General features: G+C 38.1%; 20 protein-coding genes. 19 read left to right on the top strand and 1 reads right to left on the bottom strand.

Going from position 1 to position 20681, the window contains the following annotated elements; translation table 11 throughout:
- Window positions 1-49 precede the first annotated feature (49 nt).
- The 12 genes from coaBC to spoVM are packed head-to-tail and all read left to right on the top strand — an operon-like array spanning window position 50 to window position 12705.
- The gene (gene coaBC, locus ACQKMD_RS02165) at window positions 50-1255 is read left to right on the top strand and encodes a bifunctional phosphopantothenoylcysteine decarboxylase/phosphopantothenate--cysteine ligase CoaBC (protein WP_427749034.1); all 1206 of its coding nucleotides are present in this window, start codon (window positions 50-52) and stop codon (window positions 1253-1255) included.
- Window positions 1252-3660 carry a primosomal protein N' gene (priA, locus tag ACQKMD_RS02160; RefSeq protein ID WP_427749033.1) on the top strand — a complete coding sequence of 803 codons (2409 nt, stop codon included), beginning with the start codon at window positions 1252-1254 and terminating at the stop codon, window positions 3658-3660. Before coaBC ends, priA begins: the two co-directional genes overlap by 4 nt.
- Window positions 3661-3686: 26 nt before the next feature.
- On the top strand, window positions 3687-4187 hold the full coding sequence (gene def / locus ACQKMD_RS02155) for a peptide deformylase (protein ID WP_427749031.1): 501 nt from the start codon (window positions 3687-3689) through the stop codon (window positions 4185-4187).
- The gene (gene fmt / locus ACQKMD_RS02150; RefSeq protein WP_427749029.1) at window positions 4184-5125 is read left to right on the top strand and encodes a methionyl-tRNA formyltransferase; all 942 of its coding nucleotides are present in this window, start codon (window positions 4184-4186) and stop codon (window positions 5123-5125) included. The genes def and fmt overlap by 4 nt, the downstream gene beginning before the upstream one ends.
- Window positions 5122-6489, top strand: a complete 1368-nt coding sequence (gene rsmB / locus ACQKMD_RS02145; RefSeq protein WP_427749027.1) for a 16S rRNA (cytosine(967)-C(5))-methyltransferase RsmB — start codon at window positions 5122-5124, stop codon at window positions 6487-6489. The genes fmt and rsmB overlap by 4 nt, the downstream gene beginning before the upstream one ends.
- A complete protein-coding gene (gene rlmN, locus ACQKMD_RS02140; RefSeq protein ID WP_427749025.1) occupies window positions 6489-7589 on the top strand; it encodes a 23S rRNA (adenine(2503)-C(2))-methyltransferase RlmN in 1101 nt (366 codons plus the stop codon). Before rsmB ends, rlmN begins: the two co-directional genes overlap by 1 nt.
- Before the next feature lie 14 nt (window positions 7590-7603).
- Entirely contained in the window at window positions 7604-8353 is a 750-nt protein-coding gene (locus tag ACQKMD_RS02135) for a Stp1/IreP family PP2C-type Ser/Thr phosphatase (protein WP_427749023.1), read from the top strand.
- A gap of 2 nt (window positions 8354-8355) precedes the next feature.
- Window positions 8356-10341, top strand: a complete 1986-nt coding sequence (gene pknB, locus ACQKMD_RS02130) for a Stk1 family PASTA domain-containing Ser/Thr kinase (protein WP_427749021.1) — start codon at window positions 8356-8358, stop codon at window positions 10339-10341.
- 11 nt (window positions 10342-10352) lie between these two features.
- The gene (gene rsgA, locus ACQKMD_RS02125) at window positions 10353-11234 is read left to right on the top strand and encodes a ribosome small subunit-dependent GTPase A (RefSeq protein ID WP_427749019.1); all 882 of its coding nucleotides are present in this window, start codon (window positions 10353-10355) and stop codon (window positions 11232-11234) included.
- Window positions 11235-11236: 2 nt separating this feature from the next.
- Entirely contained in the window at window positions 11237-11902 is a 666-nt protein-coding gene (rpe, locus tag ACQKMD_RS02120) for a ribulose-phosphate 3-epimerase (RefSeq protein ID WP_427749310.1), read from the top strand.
- Window positions 11899-12555: a thiamine diphosphokinase gene (locus ACQKMD_RS02115; RefSeq protein ID WP_427749017.1), complete on the top strand. Its 657-nt coding sequence runs from the start codon at window positions 11899-11901 to the stop codon at window positions 12553-12555. Before rpe ends, ACQKMD_RS02115 begins: the two co-directional genes overlap by 4 nt.
- A 15-nt stretch (window positions 12556-12570) precedes the next feature.
- On the top strand, window positions 12571-12705 hold the full coding sequence (gene spoVM, locus ACQKMD_RS02110; protein ID WP_427749015.1) for a stage V sporulation protein SpoVM: 135 nt from the start codon (window positions 12571-12573) through the stop codon (window positions 12703-12705).
- Between the two features lie 33 nt (window positions 12706-12738).
- Here the strand turns inward: spoVM and rpmB are convergent, their stop codons facing one another.
- Window positions 12739-12927 carry a 50S ribosomal protein L28 gene (gene rpmB / locus ACQKMD_RS02105; RefSeq protein WP_038183978.1) on the bottom strand — a complete coding sequence of 63 codons (189 nt, stop codon included), beginning with the start codon at window positions 12925-12927 and terminating at the stop codon, window positions 12739-12741.
- A gap of 230 nt (window positions 12928-13157) precedes the next feature.
- Between rpmB and ACQKMD_RS02100 the strand changes: the two genes are divergently transcribed.
- From ACQKMD_RS02100 to plsX, 7 genes are all read left to right on the top strand, one after another.
- A complete protein-coding gene (locus ACQKMD_RS02100) occupies window positions 13158-13520 on the top strand; it encodes an Asp23/Gls24 family envelope stress response protein (protein ID WP_427749013.1) in 363 nt (120 codons plus the stop codon).
- A gap of 18 nt (window positions 13521-13538) precedes the next feature.
- Entirely contained in the window at window positions 13539-15200 is a 1662-nt protein-coding gene (locus ACQKMD_RS02095) for a DAK2 domain-containing protein (RefSeq protein ID WP_427749011.1), read from the top strand.
- A gap of 177 nt (window positions 15201-15377) precedes the next feature.
- On the top strand, window positions 15378-16040 hold the full coding sequence (gene sdaAB / locus ACQKMD_RS02090; protein WP_427749009.1) for an L-serine ammonia-lyase, iron-sulfur-dependent subunit beta: 663 nt from the start codon (window positions 15378-15380) through the stop codon (window positions 16038-16040).
- Between the two features lie 11 nt (window positions 16041-16051).
- Window positions 16052-16948, top strand: coding sequence for an L-serine ammonia-lyase, iron-sulfur-dependent, subunit alpha (gene sdaAA, locus ACQKMD_RS02085; RefSeq protein ID WP_427749008.1), 897 nt, complete (start codon window positions 16052-16054; stop codon window positions 16946-16948).
- A complete protein-coding gene (gene recG, locus ACQKMD_RS02080; RefSeq protein WP_427749006.1) occupies window positions 16941-18989 on the top strand; it encodes an ATP-dependent DNA helicase RecG in 2049 nt (682 codons plus the stop codon). The genes sdaAA and recG overlap by 8 nt, the downstream gene beginning before the upstream one ends.
- 128 nt (window positions 18990-19117) lie before the next feature.
- Window positions 19118-19693, top strand: coding sequence for a transcription factor FapR (gene fapR, locus ACQKMD_RS02075; protein WP_427749004.1), 576 nt, complete (start codon window positions 19118-19120; stop codon window positions 19691-19693).
- Window positions 19694-20680 carry a phosphate acyltransferase PlsX gene (plsX, locus tag ACQKMD_RS02070; RefSeq protein WP_427749002.1) on the top strand — a complete coding sequence of 329 codons (987 nt, stop codon included), beginning with the start codon at window positions 19694-19696 and terminating at the stop codon, window positions 20678-20680.
- Window position 20681 lies beyond the last annotated feature (1 nt).

Raw genomic sequence — 20681 nt, 5'->3', positions numbered from 1 at the left:
GAAATTTAACATTTCTTTGGGAGCTTGTCGTTTTGAAAGGAAGAAAAAAATGCTTGCAAATAAAAACATTTTACTTTGTGTTTCGGGCGGAATTGCCGTCTACAAAGCAGTAGCATTAGTTAGTAAACTATCTCAAGCTGGTGCAAATGTTAAAGTAATGATGACTGAATCTGCAACACGTTTTGTAACACCTTTAAGCTTTCAAGTAATGTCTAAAAATGATGTTTATACAGACACTTTTGATGAAAAAGATTCAAGTGTCATTGCTCATATCGATTTAGCAGATTGGGCGGATCTAATCATCGTAGCGCCCGCAACTGCAAATGTAATTGGAAAGCTTGCCAATGGCATTGCAGATGAAATGGTAACAACAACATTATTAGCAACAACTGCAAAAGTGTGGATTGCACCGGCAATGAATGTTCATATGTATGACAATCTAGCAGTTAAACGCAATATTGCCCAGTTAGCTGAAGATGGCTATGAGTTTATAGAACCATCTGAGGGCTTTTTAGCCTGCGGATATGTTGGCAAAGGTCGTTTAGAAGAACCCGAGAAAATTACAGCATTAGCCGCAAGTTTTTTCAAATCTAAAAGTGGGCTTTTAAAAGGAAAGAAAGTTGTTATTTCTGCAGGGCCTACACGTGAAAGAATTGACCCTGTACGTTATTTGACCAATTTCTCAACTGGAAAAATGGGTTACGCCATGGCTGCAGCAGCACATGAACTAGGTGCTGAAACAGTGCTTGTATCTGGTGTGGTAGCAATAGAGCCTCCAGCTGGTGTGCGAGTAGTACATGTGGAAAGTGCTGAGGACATGCTCCGAGCTATGTTAGTTGAATATGATGACGCCAATATTGTTGTAAAAACAGCAGCGGTAGCGGATTATCGTCCGAAAACAGCACATATGCAAAAAATGAAAAAACAGCCAGGTAATGCAACTATTGATTTAGAGCGCACAACTGATATTTTACTGACATTAGGGGAACATAAAAAAGATCAACTACTAATTGGTTTTGCTGCGGAAACCAATGACGTATTAAAATATGCAAAAGGCAAACTAGAAAAGAAAAATGCAAATTATATTGTTGCTAATGATGTAACGCAAGATGGAGCAGGTTTTGGTACTGACACAAATACGGTTACACTCGTTGGTCAAAATGATTTCGAAAAAACATTCGTTCATCTTCCGAAAAAAGAGTTGGCACTTGAATTATTTAAAACCATTTTAGCTAGGGAAGAAAATTCAATATGATAGCACAAGTCATCGTAGACGTAGCGGCATATCCAGTGGATCGACCGTTTGACTACGCTGTTCCCTATGAATGGCAAGCGCTTGTTGAAGCTGGATGCCGTGTGAAAGTGCCATTCGGTCCTCGCAATGTGCTTGGTTTCATCACTGCTTTAAAGGAAGAAACGGATGTCCCACTAGAAAAATTAAAACCACTATCTCAGTTACTCGATATTGAACCTGTTTTAACAGGTGAAATGCTACAGCTTGCCCAGTGGATGACAAACCACACTTTATGCTTTGAAATTGATGCATTACAAGTTATGTTACCCTCGGCATTACGAGCGAAATATGAAAAAACCATTCATCTCACAGGCTCTTTAGGAGACCTGCCAGCTGAATTACAAAACCTTTTTGGTAATAAGACATCAATCCCATATAAGAAAGTAGAAATTGCTGGATTTCTAAGGTCACTGAAATACTGTATTGGACAAGGAACTGTCCAAATAAAAACAGTCGTTAAACAGCAAGGTCAAGTAAAGGCTGTTCGTAAGATTCAAATTTTGGATGATAAAGAGAAATTGCAACAAATTGCAGTTGATATTCCAAAAAGAGCAAAAAAACAAGTTATGGTCGCTGAATGGATGGTGGATCATCAAAGTGCTATTTTTGTACCGGAAGAACTTTGCCAAACACTTAATATTACAACTGCCGTTCTTAGTGCAATCATTGAAAAAGGTGCTGCAACGTATATTCAAGAAGAGGTATACCGTGACCCATTTACAAAGGATGCAGTGAAAACGAAGCCACTTCCACTAACTGATGAACAAGAAGTGGCATTACAGCAAATATTAGCAGCGATGAGACATAAACTACCTACAACTTTTTTGCTACATGGTATTACAGGTAGTGGGAAAACAGAAGTGTATTTACAGGCTATTCAAAGTACCCTTGAAAAAGGGAAGGAAGCGATTGTGCTAGTACCGGAAATATCTTTAACACCTCAAATGTCAGAGCGATTTCGTTCGCGTTTTGGGGAACAAGTTGCTGTTCTGCATAGTGGACTATCTAAAGGCGAAAAATATGATGAATGGCGAAAGATTCAAAGAGGAGAAGTAAAGGTGGTAGTAGGTGCTCGATCTGCTGTTTTTGCTCCCTTCACAAATGTTGGCCTATTCATATTAGATGAAGAGCATGAATCGACATATAAGCAAGAGGATTCACCACGTTACCATGCAAGAGATGTAGCTATTTGGCGTAGTGAATACCATCATTGTCCTGTCATATTAGGTAGTGCAACGCCTTCTTTAGAATCTTTTGCTAGAGCAAAGAAGAAAGTATATACATTATTAACACTGAAAAAACGTGCAATGCAGCAATCCTTACCAACAGTTGAAATTATCGATATGCGTGAACAATTGAAAAAAGGGAATCGCTCAATGTTTTCAGAGGAATTAGCCGAAGCAATGCGTATGCGACTTGAAAAAAAAGAGCAGATGGTATTATTCCTCAATCGTAGAGGCTTTTCTTCTTTTGTATTATGCAGAGATTGTGGTACCGTTGTGCAATGTAAAAACTGTGATATTTCCATGACCTATCATCGTTCCCAAGAAAAACTGAAATGTCATTATTGCGGCTATGAAGAACAAGTGCCACATGAATGCCCTGAATGTCAAAGTGAACATATCCGTTTTTTCGGTACCGGAACGCAAAAGATTGAAAGTGAAATATATAAACTCTTTCCTGAAGCAAGAGTACTTCGAATGGACGTAGATACAACGAGACAAAAGGGTTCGCATGAGCGTATATTAGATTCCTATGGTCGAGGGGAAGCTGATATTCTACTAGGAACACAGATGATTGCTAAAGGGCTTGATTTCCCGAATATTACGTTGGTTGGTGTTTTGAGTGCAGATACTTCATTAAATTTACCGGATTTTCGAGCTGCTGAGCGTACATTTCAATTACTTACACAAGTAAGTGGTCGTGCAGGGCGCCATGAAAAGCCTGGAGAAGTATTTATCCAAACATATACACCTGAGCATTATGCAATCGAACTTTCAAAAGAACAAGATTATGAGCCGTTTTATGTGCAGGAAATGCATATAAGACAGCGTTTCGCCTATCCACCGTATTATTTCGTTGTACTTATTCAAGTGACGCATGAAGATGTACTAATGGCAGCAGAATATACAGGTAAGGCAGTGGATTGGTTACGAATGCAACTATCACAAAATGTTGGTATTATTGGTCCGACAGCAGCGTCTATCAGTCGGGTGCAAAATAGATATCGTTATCAATGTTTGATAAAATATAAAAAAGAGCCTAATTTAACGGCTACATTACAACAATTAATTCGCATGTATCGAACAGACTGGGTGAAAAAAGGTATTCAATTAACCGTCGATTTAGATCCTTCATCCATTTAGATATAATCGCAAGAAAAGAGGGCATTATGGCAGTATTAGAAATTATAAAAAACCCAGCAAAAGTGTTAGAAGCTAAAGCGGCACCTGTAACTAAATTTGATGCAGAGTTAGCACAGTTACTTGATGATATGTATGATACAATGCTTGAGCATGATGGAGTAGGTATTGCAGCACCTCAAGTGAATAAAAGCATTCAAGCAGCCATTGTAGAAATGGGGGAGGAAAGAGCCATTCTTGAAATCATTAATCCTACTATTTTAACAACGGACGGTTCAGCTATAGAAATTGAAGGTTGTTTAAGTTTCCCTGAACTTTATGGTGATGTAGAGCGTCCTGATTATGTTCATATAAAAGCACAAGACCGTAATGGAGAATGGTATGAAGTCGAAGCAGCAGGTTTCGATGCTCGTGTAATTCAACATGAAATTGACCATTTATTTGGTGTGTTATTTGATAAGAAAATTACTCGTGTTTATACGCTTGAAGAATTAGATGAAATGGCGGAAGAAGAGGAGGAACAGGAATGATTTCCATTGTATTTATGGGGACACCTGCCTTTTCGGTACCAGTTTTACGTATGCTGCATGAAGAAGGCTATAATATTAAAGCGGTAGTTACACAACCAGATCGTCCTGTTGGTCGTAAACGTGTGTTAACACCACCACCTGTCAAAGAAGAAGCTGTTCGTTTAGGATTACCAGTAATTCAACCAGAAAAACTTCGTGGTTCTGATGAGTTGCAAGAAATCATAGGTTTAAATCCAGATTTAATTGTTACAGCAGCTTTTGGTCAAATTTTACCTAAGGAATTATTAGATACACCTAGACTTGGTTGTGTGAATGTGCATGCATCATTACTACCAGCATATCGCGGTGGAGCACCTATTCACCAATGCTTAATCGATGGGCAAGAAAAAACAGGTGTTACGATAATGTATATGGCAGTTAAACTTGATGCAGGTGATATTATTTCACAAGCAGAGCTTACAATAGAAGAACAAGATTATACAGGTCTATTATTTGATAAATTAAGTATTATTGGTAGAGACTTATTAAAAGAAACGTTACCATCTATTATCGAGGGCACTAATAGTCGTATCCCACAAGATGAAACAAAAGTGACTTTTGCTCATAATATTTCACGTGATCAAGAGCTAGTTAATTGGCAGCAAAACAGTACAGATATATATAACCAAGTACGAGGTTTGCATCCATGGCCAGTAGCATACACGAAATTAAATGGCGATAATGTGAAAATTTGGTGGGCACAAAAGTCCGATAAAAAACATAGCGAAGTACCTGGGACTGTCATTGCTATTGATAGAGAATATTTTACAGTAGCAACAGGTAACGGAGAAGCAATAAATATTTTAGATTTACAACCAGCTGGCAAAAAGCGTATGACTGCGATGGATTACTTAAGAGGTACCGGGTCAAAATTACAGATTGGGGACCGTTTTGAATGACAAAAAAGAAAGTTAAAATTTGGGATGGTAATGTTCGTGACGCAGCATTAACTATCCTTCTTGCAGTAGATAAACAGCAAGCATATAGTAATTTACTTCTTCATCAAACAATTGAAAAATATAATATTAAACCGAAAGACCGTGCCCTTTTGACGGAACTTACTTACGGAACACTTCAATATAAAATGACTTTAGATTATTATTTAGAGCCATTTGTTCGCGGGAAATTGGATGATTGGGTGAGATGGTTATTACGCTTGTCTTTATATCAAATTGCAAACTTGTCGAAAATTCCGGATCATGCAGCAGTAAATGAAGCTGTTGAAATTGCTAAACATCGAGCACGCCACCAAGGTGTCTCTAAAACAGTAAACGGTATTTTACGTTCGATCCTACGTGACGGCATTCGAGATACGACCGATATTAAAGATCCGGTTGAACGACTTTCTATAGAAACAAGTCATCCAATTTGGTTAGTACGACGTTATGTTGAAGCTTACGGCGTTGAAAAATCATCTGATATGCTGTTTGAAAATAATCTACCACCACAACAAACTATTCGAGTGAACACAGCTAAAGTGACAACAGATCAAGCGCTTGAAAGTTTATGGGGCGAAAAGTATGAAGTTGTACGAAGTAAAGTGTTACCGGAAGCTTTGCATTTATTAACTGGTCAAGCTGCACGAACAGAATCGTACAAAAATGGTCTAATCACCATTCAAGATGAAAGCTCTATGATTCCAGCTTACGCTCTGCAAGTAGAACCAGGCATGAGAGTATTAGATATGTGTGCAGCACCAGGCGGTAAAACAACACATATTGCTGAGAAAATGAAAAACGAAGGCGAGTTAATCGCTACCGATTTACATGCTCATAAACTAAAACTTATTAATAGTAATGCCGAACGTCTAGGTCTAACTATTATTGACGCACAAGTATTAGATGGTCGAAAAGCAACTAAGCAATTTGAAAAGCAATCATTCGATCGGATTTTAGTCGATGCTCCTTGTAGTGGATTAGGGGTTATTAGACGTAAACCGGATATTAAATATACGAAAAAAGAAGAAGACTTTGCATCACTACAACCAATACAATTACAATTACTGGATTCAGCTTATGAGTTATTAAAGAATGAAGGCAAAATGGTTTACAGTACTTGCACAATTGATAAAATTGAAAATGATGGAACAGTTGCTGCATTTTTAGAGAAGTATCCGGATATGGAGCTTGAACCTGTACCAAATGTGCCAGACGTACTTAAAGAGCTTCAAACAAATGGAATGATGCAAGTCTTTCCACAAGACTTTAGCAGTGATGGCTTTTTCGTTGCTGCCTTTAGAAAAAAAGGAGAATTTACAAACTAATGGATCAAGAAATACAAAAACCAGTAAGAGTAAAAAAAGAAAAACCACAATTACGCCAATCGATTTATTCATTATTACCGGAAGAAATGCAAACTTGGTTAAAGGACAACGGTGAAAAACCGTTCCGTGCTGGCCAAATTTTTGACTGGTTATATGTAAAACGTGTAACAACTTTCGATGAAATGTCTAACCTCTCAAAAGAATTACGCGATAAATTAGCTGCTGACTTTGAACTTAGTACATTAGGTACTTTAATCAAACAAGAATCTAAAGATGGTACAATTAAATTCTTGTTCCAATTACAAGACGGTTATTCAATTGAAACTGTATTAATGCGCCATGAATATGGGAACTCTGTTTGTGTAACGACACAAGTGGGTTGTCGTATTGGATGTACATTCTGTGCATCTACTTTAGGCGGATTAAAACGTCATTTATTAGCAGGAGAAATTGTTGAGCAAGTTGTCAACGTTCAAAAAGCATTAGATGAAGTAGGCGAACGAGTAAGTCATGTCGTTATTATGGGAATCGGCGAACCGTTTGACAACTATGATGCCATGATGAGCTTCTTAAAAGTAATCAATCATGAAAAAGGTTTGAACATTGGAGCACGCCATATCACAGTTTCAACTAGTGGTATTATTCCTTCAATTTATAAATTTGCGGATGAACAATTACAAATCAACTTTGCCTTGTCATTACACGCACCTAACCAAGAATTACGTCAACGTTTAATGCCAATCGCAAAAGCGTATAAATTACCAGATCTAATTGAAGCCATTCGTTATTACACCGAGAAAACTGGTCGTCGAGTTAGTTTTGAATATGGTCTATTTGGCGGAGTAAATGACCAAGTAGAACATGCTGAAGAGTTAGCAAAATTAATCAAAGGTATTAAATGTCACGTGAACTTGATTCCAGTAAACTATGTTCCAGAACGTGACTATGTGCGAACACCAAAAAATGACATCTTCTCGTTTGAAAAAACGTTAAAAAATCATGGTATTAATGTAACAATTCGACGCGAACACGGTTCAGATATTGATGCTGCATGTGGTCAATTACGTGCGAAGGAGAGAAAGCAAGAAACGACGAATTAATGGGGTGACTGGCTGTGGAATATATAGTAGCGAGTGATATCGGAAGAAAAAGAACGGTAAATGAGGACCGAGCTATATTCATTGAACGCGAAGATGCATTTAAACTTGCTATTGTCGCTGATGGTATGGGTGGACACAATGCTGGAGATATAGCGAGTGGTATGGCGGTTTCTGGATTTGAACAGTTATTTTTGCAAGCAGATGTGGGATCCTTTCAATCAATTGAATTAAAAAAAGAATGGCTGTTAACATCTGTTCAAGAACTCAATGCATCGATATATCAATATTCTTTATCACACGAAAATTGTCACGGCATGGGAACAACTTTAATAGCCGTTTTGATTGATGCTGACGAATGTATCATTTGCCACGTCGGAGATAGTCGTGTGTATTTTAGCACGGAAACAAATTTGCAACTTATTACAAGAGATCATTCTTATGTGAATGTACTCGTCGATAATGGGGAAATTAGTGAAGAAGAAGCCGAAAGTCATCCTAAGAAAAATTACATTATTAAATCTTTAGGAACAGAAGCAACAATTGCACCAGATTTTTATATGGTGCAATTCGTTGCTGATTCCTATTTATTAGTTTGTTCGGATGGACTTAGTAATAAATTAACGAAGCAAGAAATGCAATCAATTATTCATCTGCCACTACCGATTCAGGAAAAAGGTGAACAACTGATACAACTGGCAAATGAAAATGGCGGTGAAGATAATATCTCGCTTATTTTATTTGCAAATAATATTAAGGAGGTGTAAGAATGCTTGTTGGAAAAAGATTAAGTGGCCGTTATAAAGTTCTTGAATGGATTGGCGGCGGCGGTATGTCCAATGTTTATCTTGCACATGATATGATTTTAGATAGAGATGTAGCAATTAAAGTGCTACGATATAGCTTTTCTGATGAGGAGGAGCTTCATCGACGTTTCCAAAGGGAAGCGCTATCTGCCACAAGTCTTACACACCCTAATATTGTGAGTATTTATGATGTTGGTGAAGATGGTGATATGCATTATTTAGTAATGGAATACGTTGAAGGCAAAACTTTAAAGCAATACATACAAGAATTTGCACCATTATCACCAATGAAGTGTGTCATGATAATGGAGCAATTAACGTCAGCTATTGCACATGCTCACCAAAATCAAATTGTTCATCGTGATATTAAGCCTCAAAATATTTTAATGGATCAAAAAGGTAATGTGAAAATTACAGATTTTGGTATCGCTATTGCGTTAACAGCCACGTCTTTTACACAGACGAATTCGGTTTTAGGCACAGTTCACTATTTGTCACCTGAGCAAGCACGTGGAGGAACAGCGACAAAGAAATCGGATATTTATGCCTTGGGAATTGTGCTATATGAATTATTAACAGGCAAGTTACCGTTTTTGGGTGAATCAGCCGTTTCGATTGCACTTAAGCATCTACAATCTGAAACGCCATCTGTTAGAGCTATTGTACCCTCTATCCCACAAAGCTTAGAAAATGTCGTGTTTAAGGCAACTGCAAAAGACCCGACTCACCGCTATTCTACTGTTGAAGAACTTCAAGAAGATTTATCGACAGTTCTTGAAGAAAATCGAAGTCAGGAATCTAAATTTATGCCTCCAGTTGACCACGATGAGACAAAAGCAATGCCAGCCATTACAAAGTCGCAAATGATTCAAAATGCGGACATAGAAAAAACAAAGGCAATGCCAGTGGTAAAAGATAATAAAAAGAAAGAAAAAAAGAGCAATAAAAAGAAATCGAAGAAAAGCAAATTACTGCTACTTGTAAGCGGTATAATTACTTTCCTTTTATTGTTTATATTAGCCCTATTCTTATTCCCTAATTTATTCCAAGAAAAGAAAGTGGAAGTTCCGGATGTTGCTGGACAAGAGGTAGCGAAAGTTATTGATTTACTTGAAGAGAAAGGTTTTGAGGTAGGAAGACAAACCGAAGAATCTTCTGATGAAATTAAAGAAGGACATGTTATTTCAACGAATCCTGCTGCTGGAAAAGAGCTGAAAAAAGGTTCTGAAATTGATATCATGATAAGTTTGGGACAGAAAAAAATAACATTGATTGATTATAAAGGTCGTGACATAGAACTAGTAAAAAAGTTACTATCCAAGTATAAATTTAAAGAGGACATCCAAATAAAAACAAAGCACTCTGATCAAGCACCTGGCACTATTATAGACCAGACACCTGAGGCAGGTGATTCTGTTGTACCTGCTGACACAGTTATTGTTTTTACTGTAAGTGAGGGTCTAGAGCAGTCGCAAGTTTCAAATTTACTAGGATATGATCAAGCTTCTTTAAATAATTATGCAAAATCCTCTGGTTTTAACGTTCATATTGCAAAAGAGGATTACTCGGAAACTGTTTCAAAAGGACAAGTTATCTCTCAAACTCCTCAAGCAGGTAATATGGCTAGTATCGGCTCTACAATTAATGTAGTTATTTCAAAAGGACCGCGAGAAAAACATGTTCAAGTATACATTCCTACAATTGATATTCCATACGAACCTGAAGAAGAGGGCGTGGAGCAAGAAGTAAAAATTTACATCCAAGATCATAAGAACTCAATTGCTGATGTTGAACATCAGTTTAAAATTTCTGAATCAAAGAAAATGCGACTTCAATTAGAAATTGAAGAAGGGCAAAAAGCAATTTATCGCGTTGTCCGTGATGATAAAATAATTATAGATAAAACTATAACTTATGAACAATTACAAAAAATGAAGAAATCGCAATAAGGAGGAATCGCATGGCGAAAGGTCAGATCCGAAAAGCGTTAAGCGGATTTTATTATGTTCACTCAGATGGTGAACAAATTCAATGTCGCGGTCGTGGTGTATTCCGAAATAGAGGTATTTCACCACTTGTTGGTGACTTTGTGGACTTTGTGGTTGAAGGAGATAATGATGGTACAATTACAGCTGTTCATGAGCGTCATAACGAGCTTGTACGCCCACCAGTGGCCAATATTGACCAAGCTATACTTGTCTTCTCAGCGAAGGAGCCAGCGTTTAATACAATTTTGTTAGATAAATTTTTAGTGGCTTTAGAATCTTTCCATATCCACCCGATTATTTGCTTAACAAAAACGGATTTATTAACTTCAGAAGAAAATGATGTAATTCAACAGTATATAAAAGATTATGAAGAAATAGGTTATGAAGTGATTCAAACCTTTAAAAGTGATCCGGAAATAATGGTGAAAATTCAACAGGTATTGGAAAGTAAAACAACTGTATTAGCAGGACAATCAGGTGTTGGGAAGTCTACTTTATTAAATACAATTATGCCATCATTAGAATTAAAAACAGGGGTTATATCAGAAGCACTAGGGCGAGGAAAGCATACGACAAGACATGTTGAGCTAATCCCTCTTGCTGGAGGTTTAATCGCTGATACACCAGGATTTAGTTCTTTTGATTTCGATACACTTGAAAAAGAAGAGTTAACTTCTTGTTTCCCGGAATTACAGCGTTTATCGGAAGATTGTAAATTCCGTGGTTGCTTGCATTTAAAAGAACCCAAATGTGCTGTGAAAGCTGCTGTAGAAAATGAAGAAATTATGCGATATCGCTATGACCATTACTTGCAATTTTTGCAAGAAATAATTGATAGGAAGCCGAGGTACTAATGATGATTCAAATCGCACCATCTATATTAGCCGCTAACTTTTCAAAATTAGCTGATGAAGTAAAAGAAGTTGAAGCAGCAGGAGCTAAATTGATTCATATTGATGTTATGGACGGACATTTCGTACCGAATATTACAATGGGCCCGATCGTAGTGGAAGCGCTACGTCCGGTTACAGATCTACCGCTTGATGTACATTTAATGATTGAAAATCCAGACCAATATATTGAAGACTTTGCAAAAGCCGGTGCAGACTATATTACAGTGCATGTAGAAGCATGTCGTCATTTACATCGTACTATTCAATTGATTCGTTCATATGGCGTGAAACCAGGTGTTGTCTTAAATCCTCATACACCTATCGAATCAATTCAACATGTTTTAGAAGATATTGATATGGTACTATTCATGACAGTAAATCCAGGCTTTGGTGGACAAAAATTCATCCATTCGGTAGTGCCTAAAATTGAACAACTTTCAATAATTATTAAAGAAAAAGGCTTGAATGTTGAAATTGAGATCGATGGTGGTATTAACGCAGAAACAATCGTTCCTTGTGCAAAAGCAGGAGCAACAATATTTGTAGCTGGCTCAGCAATATATGGTAAAGACGACCGTTCAAAAGCGTTGCAAGAGATTCAATTAGCGGGAGAACAAGCAATACAATGAAAACTGTTGTGATTTGCGCTGGAGGCCCTGAGCAAGAAATCGTGTCCAACGATTTCTTGCACTCTTTTTCTGATGCTATTTTTATTGGTACTGACCATGGTACGATGTATTTATTGCATAGGGGAATTGTTCCAGATATAGCTGTTGGTGATTTTGATTCGATAACCAAAGAAGAGTGGCAAGAAATTTCCGAGCGAGTGCCTTATATAGAACGTTACTCACCAGAAAAGAATGAGACAGATACTGAACTCGCAATTATTAAAGCGCTATCATTAGAGCCAATTACAGTGTATATTACTGGGGTAACGGGTGGTCGTTTAGATCATTACGAGGCAAATTTGCACACAGTATACCAATTACAATTAGCGCATCCACAACTACATATAAAAATAGTAAATCGTTCAAATGAACTACAATTTTTACTCCCTGGTGAACATACAATGGTACAGGATGATCATTATAAATATATGTCCTTTTTTGCTTTCAAAGGCCCTGTAGAGAATATGACGTTGCGCGGTGTTTTATATGAAACCACCAATGAAGTAATTGAAGTAGGAACCTCTCGTTTTACAAGTAATGAAATATCTGACGGAATTGCGTCTATTTCATTCACAGCAGGCATATGCTTAATGATAAGAAGTATAGATGACTAAGCGAGGAGTGGAGAGTTGAAAGTATACACGTTCCAATTGCCTAAATTCGTCAGTGGGTTTGCGAGGGTTTGTTTACAAGCATTTCAAAAAGAATCATCATCAACTGCAACAGCTAAACAGCGAAAGAAAAAAGAAAAAATGCCAGGGTGACGATAAGTCAACCTGGCATTTATTATGAGTGCATTATACGCGCTCAACTTTTCCTGATTTCAAAGCTCGTGCAGAAACCCATACACGTTTCGGTTTACCGTCAACTAGAATACGGACCTTTTGTAGGTTTGCACCCCATGTACGCTTGTTAGCGTTCATTGCGTGGGAACGAGCGTTGCCGGAACGAGTTCTACGTCCAGTAATTACGCATTTTTTTGGCATTTTTATATTCCCTCCTCACAAAAAGAAGCTGAAAGATTATAATTTCAGTTCGGTATTTCACATACTTTAATAATTTAACATACACTTTTATGCATTGCAACTGATTTCGATAGACTTTCAAGAAAAAAACCTTTACAGTCTATACTAGACGAATATATAGGTTTTCTTTTATAATCGAATTTTGTATAGTACAATAAGAGTTAGTCAAAATGGAGTCAGGAGGCATTTTTATGTCAGTTGAATTTAAAAACGAATTCGGAAACATTGATATTTCTAATGATGTTGTCGCACAAATGGCTGGTGGAGCTGCTATTGAATGTTACGGCATTGTAGGTATGGCAAGTAAACACCAAATTCGTGATGGACTAACAGACATTTTACGCAAAGAGAATTTTGCAAAAGGTGTTCTTGTACGCCAACAGGGCGAAGATTTACATATTGATATGTATGTAATCGTTAGCTACGGCACTAAAATCTCAGAAGTAGCATACCAAGTCCAATCAAAAGTAAAATATACACTAGATAAAACACTCGGAATGGCAGTGAAATCAGTCAATATCTATGTGCAAGGTGTTCGCGTAGCGAACGTGTAAGAGGAGGAACTCATTCAAATGAAGTCATTAGACGGGATTAAATTTGCCGAAATGGTGCAAATGGGATCACATCACCTATTCCAAAATGCAGATTATGTGGATTCTTTAAACGTATTCCCTGTGCCAGACGGTGATACAGGTACAAATATGAATTTATCGATGACATCAGGTGCAAAGGAAACTGAAGCAAATGCTGTTGAACATATCGGTAAAACAGCCCAAGCCTTATCAAAAGGATTATTAATGGGAGCACGTGGTAACTCAGGTGTTATCCTATCACAATTATTCCGTGGCTTTGGTAAAGCGATCGAAAAAGAAGCTACAGTCGATGCCATCCAATTCGCGCAAGCATTCCAATACGGCGTTGATACCGCTTATAAAGCGGTTATGAAACCTGTAGAAGGTACTATTTTAACAGTTGCAAGAGAAGCTGCAGCACATGCAGTGGAAGTAGCCAAGACAGAACAAGATATTATCGTTTTGATGGACGAGTTAGTTAAATCTGCTAAAGCATCACTAGCTAACACACCTGAATTACTACCTGTACTAAAAGAAGTTGGAGTAGTAGATAGTGGTGGTCAAGGCTTAGTATATGTTTATGAAGGCTTTGTGGCATCACTTAAAGGTGAAGCGCTTCCAGAAAAAACTGTAGCTTCTTCAATGGACGATTTAGTAAATGCTGAACATCATAAAGTACAAGACTTCATGGATACATCAGAAATTGTGTACGGTTACTGTACTGAATTCATGGTTCGTTTCGAAGACGAGAAATTAGGCAGTAAACCTTTTGATGAAGCGAAATTTCGAGAAGATTTAAGTCATTATGGAGACTCTTTGCTAGTTATTTCAGATGATGAAGTCGTGAAAATTCACATTCACTCGGAACAACCAGGTGAAGTAATTGCTTACGGACACCAATTTGGTAGCTTGATAAAAGTGAAAGTCGACAATATGCGTCAGCAACATACAGATATCGTTGGTGAAGGGCATACTAATGAAACGGCTAAAAAAGCACAGAAAAAACATCCATATGCAATCGTTACAGTAGCAATGGGTTCTGGTGTTGCTGAGCTTCTAGAGAGTGTTGGCGCTTCTTATGTTATCGAAGGTGGACAAACAATGAATCCATCAACAGAAGACATTGTTAATGCCATTAAAGCAGTAGGTGCAGAACGCGTACTAATTTTACCGAATAATAAAAACATCGTAATGGCAGCAGAACAGGCAGCTGAAGTATTAGATATTGAAGCTGCAGTCGTACCTACAAAATCAGTTCCTCAAGGAATGGCAGCAGTTCTTGCATTTAATCCTGATGTTTCAATAGAAGAGAATAAATCGAATATGACATCAGCATTTGCTCATGTGAAAACAGGTCAAGTAACATTTGCCGTTCGCGATACTTCAATTGATGGTGTTGAAATCCATAAAGACGACTTTATGGCTATTTCTGAAGGTAAAATTGTAGAAGCAACAACTTCACTTGCATCAGCTTCGGAGACTTTAATTCGATCAATGATTGATGAGGATTCGGAAATTGTAACAGTTCTTTATGGACAAGATGCTGATAAAGCAGCAGTTGATACATTTACAAGTTTTATCGAAGAAAACTATCCAGATGTAGAAGTGGAAGTTTATAATGGTAAACAACCATTATATCCATTTATTATTTCTGTTGAATAATATATTTCGAGACGTTTCTTATAAAGTTTGAGTTTTTTATTTGAAGAATTATGCAAAAGTAGCGCGCTATTAAAGTGTGCTACTTTTTTGCGCTGTATCAAATACTTGGTACGGACTTAAATTATCATGTAGAATGGTGATACGACTAACAACGACTATGCAAGGGGGCAAATTTTTATGAAATATACATCGGTATTCGATATTATCGGCCCGGTTATGATTGGGCCGTCTTCGTCACATACGGCCGGTGCTGCACGAATTGGTCGCGTGGCACGTGATTTGTTTGGCCGCCAACCAAAATGGGCGAAAATACACCTATATGGCTCTTTTGCAGAGACTTATAAAGGGCATGGGACAGATGTTGCAATTATCGGAGGTCTACTAGACTACGATACCTTTGATGAACGTATTAAAACAGCTTTTGCAGATGCTGAAAAAGCTAACTTAACGTTTGAGTTTATTCCAGAAACTGCGCATACAGAACACCCAAATACAGCTCGTCTAGTAATTGGAGACGACGAAACAGAAATGTCGATGGTAGGTATTTCAATTGGTGGAGGAAGCATTGAAATTATAGAATTAAATGGCTTCCCACTTAGGTTATCTGGGGGGATGCCGGCAATTCTTGTTGTGCATGATGACCGAGCAGGCTGTATAGCAGCAGTTGCAAACTGTTTAGCAGGTTATAACATTAATATTGGTCATATGGAGGTTTCACGAAAAGAACGTGGCAATATGGCATTAATGGTTATTGAAGTTGACCAGAATATCGACAAATCCATTTTAGATGAAATGTCAACTCTACCGAATATTACTAAAGTAACGCGCATTAAAAACTAGGAGGTAGAAAAATGGAAGTATTATTTCATAATGTTAGAGAATTAGTAGCATTATCTGAGAGCGAAAACAAGCAAATTTCAGAAATTATGATAGAGCAAGAGATGATAATAACTGAACGTACACGTGAAGAAATTATGACTCAAATGACACGCAACTTAACTGTCATGGAAGAAGCTGTTGAACGCGGTCTAAAAGGTGTGCATTCTGTAACGGGATTAACTGGAGGAGATGCAGTTTTACTTCAGAAATACATTGCAACAGGAAAATCTTTAGCGGGGGATCTTTTATTAGATGCTGTTAGTAAAGCAGTTGCAACGAACGAAGTGAATGCAGCGATGGGTACTATTTGTGCAACACCTACAGCAGGCTCTGCAGGAGTTGTGCCAGGTACACTTTTCGCTGTAAAAAATAAATTGAATCCTACGAAGGACCAAATGATTCGTTATTTATTTACTTCAGGGGCATTCGGTTTTGTCGTAGCAAATAATGCATCCATCTCAGGTGCAGCAGGTGGATGTCAGGCAGAAGTAGGTTCTGCTGCCGCAATGGCTGCAGCTGCAATCGTTGAAATGGCAGGAGGAACTCCTCAACAAAGTGCGCATGCTTTTTCAATTTCATTAAAAAATATGCTTGGACTTGTTTGTGATCCTGTAGCAGGATTGGTAGAAGTACCTTGCGTTAAACGTAATGCTATGGGGGCAGCTAATGCAATTGTTGCTGCTGATATGGCATTAGCTGGTGTAACAAGTCGAATTCCAACGGATGAAGTCATTGATGCTATGTACCGTATTGGTCGTACTATGCCTTCTGCACTAAGAGAAACTGGACAAGGTGGCCTAGCAGCTACTCCAACAGGAAGAGCATTGGAGGCTAAAATCTTCGGAGGGGCAGTGCTGCAAAGTGAATGATCTTTTGCTCCAGCCTGTTACGAATTTAAAAGGTGTCGGAAAAGGAATGGGAGAAGCGCTTCATAGTATGGGTATTGAGACTTTCAATGACTTGCTATGGACCTTTCCTTATCGACATGAAGATTTTCGATTAAAGGATTTAGCAGAAACACCACATAATGAACGTGTTACGGTTGAAGGGCGTATTGAAAGTGAACCAGCTGCCCTTTTTTTAGGCAAAAACAAATCGCGCCTACAAGTGCAAATGCTTGTAGGGCGTCATTTAATAAAGGTCGTTTTCTTCAACCAATTATACTTAAAAAATAAAATGATACCTGGTTCTATTGCAACAGTAACAGGGAAATGGGACCGCGGTCGCCAAGTCATTAACGGCACCCAAATTACATTTGGTCCGAAAGTAGATCATGCTGACTTTGAGCCAGTTTATAGTTTGAAGAGCGGTATGCATCAAAAAAAATTCCGTAATTATATGCGTCAAGTACTAGATGAAGCGACGTCAGAAATTGTAGAAACTTTGCCAAATCGTTTACGTGCAGCCTATAAATTATTACCTATTGCAGAAGCGTTGGAAGGAGTACATTTTCCTGTAGATGCAAACCATTCTAAGCAAGCGAGAAGGCGATTTGTATATGAGGAGCTGTTGCAGTTTCAATTACGAATACAAGCACTACGTAAAATTCGTAAAGAACAAGAGCACGGTTTATCAATTCACTATGATTTGGAGAAACTAAAAGAATTCTTTCAAACTTTACCATATGAATTAACGAATGCGCAAAAACGTGTTGTCAACGAAATATGTCGAGATTTATTAGAGCCTCATCGCATGAATCGCCTGTTACAAGGGGATGTTGGTTCTGGGAAAACAGTTGTAGCGGCCATTGCATTATACGCTGCTGTGACAGCGGGTTTCCAAGGTGCTCTAATGGCTCCAACAGAAATTTTAGCAGAGCAACACGGAGAGTCACTCGATGAATGGCTGAGACCATTAGGAGTGGAAGTGGCGCTTCTATCTGGCTCAACGAAAACAAAGGCTCGTCGAATACTTTTGGAACAATTAAAAAATGGTGATATTGATATTTTAATTGGAACACACGCCTTAATTCAGCCTGATGTAGAATTTTATAAGCTTGGCCTAGTAATTACCGATGAACAACATCGATTCGGTGTAGAACAACGTCGTATTTTACGTGATAAAGGAGAAAGTCCGGATGTGCTCTTTATGACAGCAACACCGATTCCTCGGACTTTGTCGATTACTGCGTTCGGTGAAATGGATGTATCGATAATTGACGAATTACCTGCAGGGCGAAAAGAAATTCAGACAAATTGGGCTAAAAAAGAACAATTTAATCAAGTGTTGTCTCAGATGACTAAAGAACTGGCTATGGGGCGCCAAGCATATGTTATCTGCCCCTTAATTGAAGAATCAGATAAGCTAGATGTGCAAAATGCAGTTGATGTATACACGCAACTGACAACATTATTCCGCGAGAAATATAAAGTCGGACTTATGCATGGGCGTTTACCGGCAGAGGAAAAAGATGCGGTAATGCGAGAATTTAGTGAAGGAAAGTTGCACGTTCTAGTGTCAACAACAGTTGTAGAAGTTGGTGTGAACGTACCGAATGCAACATTCATGATAGTCTATGATGCAGAACGTTTTGGTTTAGCTCAGCTTCATCAACTTCGAGGTCGTGTTGGTCGAGGAGAATATCAATCCTATTGCGTGTTATTAGCAGATCCGAAGTCCGAAGATGGCAAAGAGCGAATGATTTCAATGACGGAAACAAATGACGGTTTCCGTTTGGCGGAAAAAGATTTAGAATTACGTGGCCCAGGTGATTTCTTTGGTAAAAAACAAAGTGGTCTGCCTGAATTTAAAATGGCCGATCTCGTACATGATTACCGAGCGTTAGAAGTAGCGAGACAAGACGCAGAGAAGCTCCTATCAACTGAAGAATTTTGGCAAGCAGATGACTGTGAACAGCTACGTATTATGTTAGCGGAGTCTGGTGTATTAAATGGCGATCGTATCGATTGATATGAATTTTTTATGTTGAAAAAGGAGAGAATGCTAAAAAGAGTTAAAAACAACTCTTGCATTCTCTTTTTTTAATTTATATACTGATGTTAGTACCAAGTGCTAATTTTTGAAAGGTGGCGAAAAAAATGAAGTACTCTAAAAAAGAACGACAAAAATTATTGCAGCAAACAATAATCGATAATCCATTCGTCACCGATGAACAGCTAGCTAGTCAATTTAATGTGAGCGTACAAACGATTCGGTTAGATCGAATGGAATTATCGATACCGGAATTACGAGAACGAATTAAAGGCGTGGCTGCTCATAATTTTGAAAATGATGTAAAATCTTTACCAATTGATGAAGTGATTGGTGACATAATAGATATCGAATTAGATGAAAGAGCCCTTTCCATTTTTGACGTAAAAGAAGAGCATGTCTTCCAGCGTAATGGCATTGCAAGGGGGCATCATCTGTTTGCCCAAGCAAACTCACTTGCAGTAGCAGTGATTGATGATGATTTAGCCCTTACTGTGCATTCAGAAATCCACTTTGTAAAACCAGTGCGAGCAGGTGACAGAGTAATTTCAAAAGCACTTGTCACAGGCAAGGATGACAGCAAAAGTCGAACATTTATCGAATTAACCTCTACTGTTGAAAACGAAGTTGTTTTCGCTGGGAAGTTCGAAATGTACCGTACGAAAGAAAAAGGTGAAAAATAAATGAGAATCGCAATAGACGGCATGGGTGGAGACAATGCACCACAAGCCATTATCGAAGGCGTATATAAAGCGTTAGAAGCTTCTGCAGATATCGAAATCCAATTATATGGTCAACAACAGGCGATGCAACCTTTCTTAAAAGGTCATGCACGCTTAACTGTAGTTAACTGTGAAGAAGTAATTGAAGGTGACGACGAACCAGTTCGTGCAGTACGCCGTAAAAAAGATGCTTCAATGGTTAAGATGGCGGAGGCAGTAAAAAATGGTGAAGCAGATGCTTGCGTATCAGCAGGGAATACAGGTGCTTTAATGGCTGCTGGATTATTTGTAGTTGGTCGTATTAAAGGTATTGATCGGCCTGCATTATCAACAACTTTGCCAACTTTAGATGGTAAAGGGTTTGATATGCTAGATCTTGGCTCGAATGCCGATGCAAAACCTGAAAACTTAGCTCAATTTGCAATTATGGCTAGTATTTATGCACAACAAGTACGTGATATTCCAAATCCAACTGTCGGATTATTGAATATTGGTACTGAAGATAAAAAAGGGAACGAGCTTACGAAAGAGGCTTTTGGTTTATTACAAGAAGCACCAATTAACTTTATCGGTAATGTAGAAGCGCGTGAATTATTAAATAGTGCCGCAGACGTTGTCGTCACTGACGGATTTACGGGTAATATGGTGTTAAAGACAATCGAAGGTACAGCTGGTAGCATCTTTTCTATGCTAAAAGAAGCATTTATGGCTTCTGGTAAAACTAAAGTTGCTGCGTTAATGATGAAAAGTAATTTAAAAGAAATTAAAACAAAAATGGACTACACAGAGTATGGTGGAGCCGCGTTATTCGGTTTGAAAGCACCAGTAGTAAAAGCGCACGGTTCATCAAATGCCAATGCTTTTGCAAGTGCTATTCGCCAAGCAAATATTATGGTTAAACACAACGTATGTGCAACGATTGATTCTACAATTTCAAAGGAGAACTAAT

This window comes from Viridibacillus sp. NPDC096237, assembly GCF_050278625.1.
GTDB lineage: Bacteria > Bacillota > Bacilli > Bacillales_A > Planococcaceae > Viridibacillus.
This window is presented reverse-complemented; position numbering and strand designations above follow the sequence as displayed.

Coding starts and splice junctions, on each gene's coding strand:
- coaBC (WP_427749034.1), top strand. CDS start 50: ATGCTTGCAAATAAAAACATTTTACTTTGTGTTTCGGGCGGAATTGCC.
- priA (WP_427749033.1), top strand. CDS start 1,252: ATGATAGCACAAGTCATCGTAGACGTAGCGGCATATCCAGTGGATCGA.
- def (WP_427749031.1), top strand. CDS start 3,687: ATGGCAGTATTAGAAATTATAAAAAACCCAGCAAAAGTGTTAGAAGCT.
- fmt (WP_427749029.1), top strand. CDS start 4,184: ATGATTTCCATTGTATTTATGGGGACACCTGCCTTTTCGGTACCAGTT.
- rsmB (WP_427749027.1), top strand. CDS start 5,122: ATGACAAAAAAGAAAGTTAAAATTTGGGATGGTAATGTTCGTGACGCA.
- rlmN (WP_427749025.1), top strand. CDS start 6,489: ATGGATCAAGAAATACAAAAACCAGTAAGAGTAAAAAAAGAAAAACCA.
- pknB (WP_427749021.1), top strand. CDS start 8,356: ATGCTTGTTGGAAAAAGATTAAGTGGCCGTTATAAAGTTCTTGAATGG.
- rsgA (WP_427749019.1), top strand. CDS start 10,353: ATGGCGAAAGGTCAGATCCGAAAAGCGTTAAGCGGATTTTATTATGTT.
- rpe (WP_427749310.1), top strand. CDS start 11,237: ATGATTCAAATCGCACCATCTATATTAGCCGCTAACTTTTCAAAATTA.
- ACQKMD_RS02115 (WP_427749017.1), top strand. CDS start 11,899: ATGAAAACTGTTGTGATTTGCGCTGGAGGCCCTGAGCAAGAAATCGTG.
- rpmB (WP_038183978.1), bottom strand. CDS start 12,927: ATGCCAAAAAAATGCGTAATTACTGGACGTAGAACTCGTTCCGGCAAC.
- ACQKMD_RS02100 (WP_427749013.1), top strand. CDS start 13,158: ATGTCAGTTGAATTTAAAAACGAATTCGGAAACATTGATATTTCTAAT.
- ACQKMD_RS02095 (WP_427749011.1), top strand. CDS start 13,539: ATGAAGTCATTAGACGGGATTAAATTTGCCGAAATGGTGCAAATGGGA.
- sdaAB (WP_427749009.1), top strand. CDS start 15,378: ATGAAATATACATCGGTATTCGATATTATCGGCCCGGTTATGATTGGG.
- sdaAA (WP_427749008.1), top strand. CDS start 16,052: ATGGAAGTATTATTTCATAATGTTAGAGAATTAGTAGCATTATCTGAG.
- fapR (WP_427749004.1), top strand. CDS start 19,118: ATGAAGTACTCTAAAAAAGAACGACAAAAATTATTGCAGCAAACAATA.
- plsX (WP_427749002.1), top strand. CDS start 19,694: ATGAGAATCGCAATAGACGGCATGGGTGGAGACAATGCACCACAAGCC.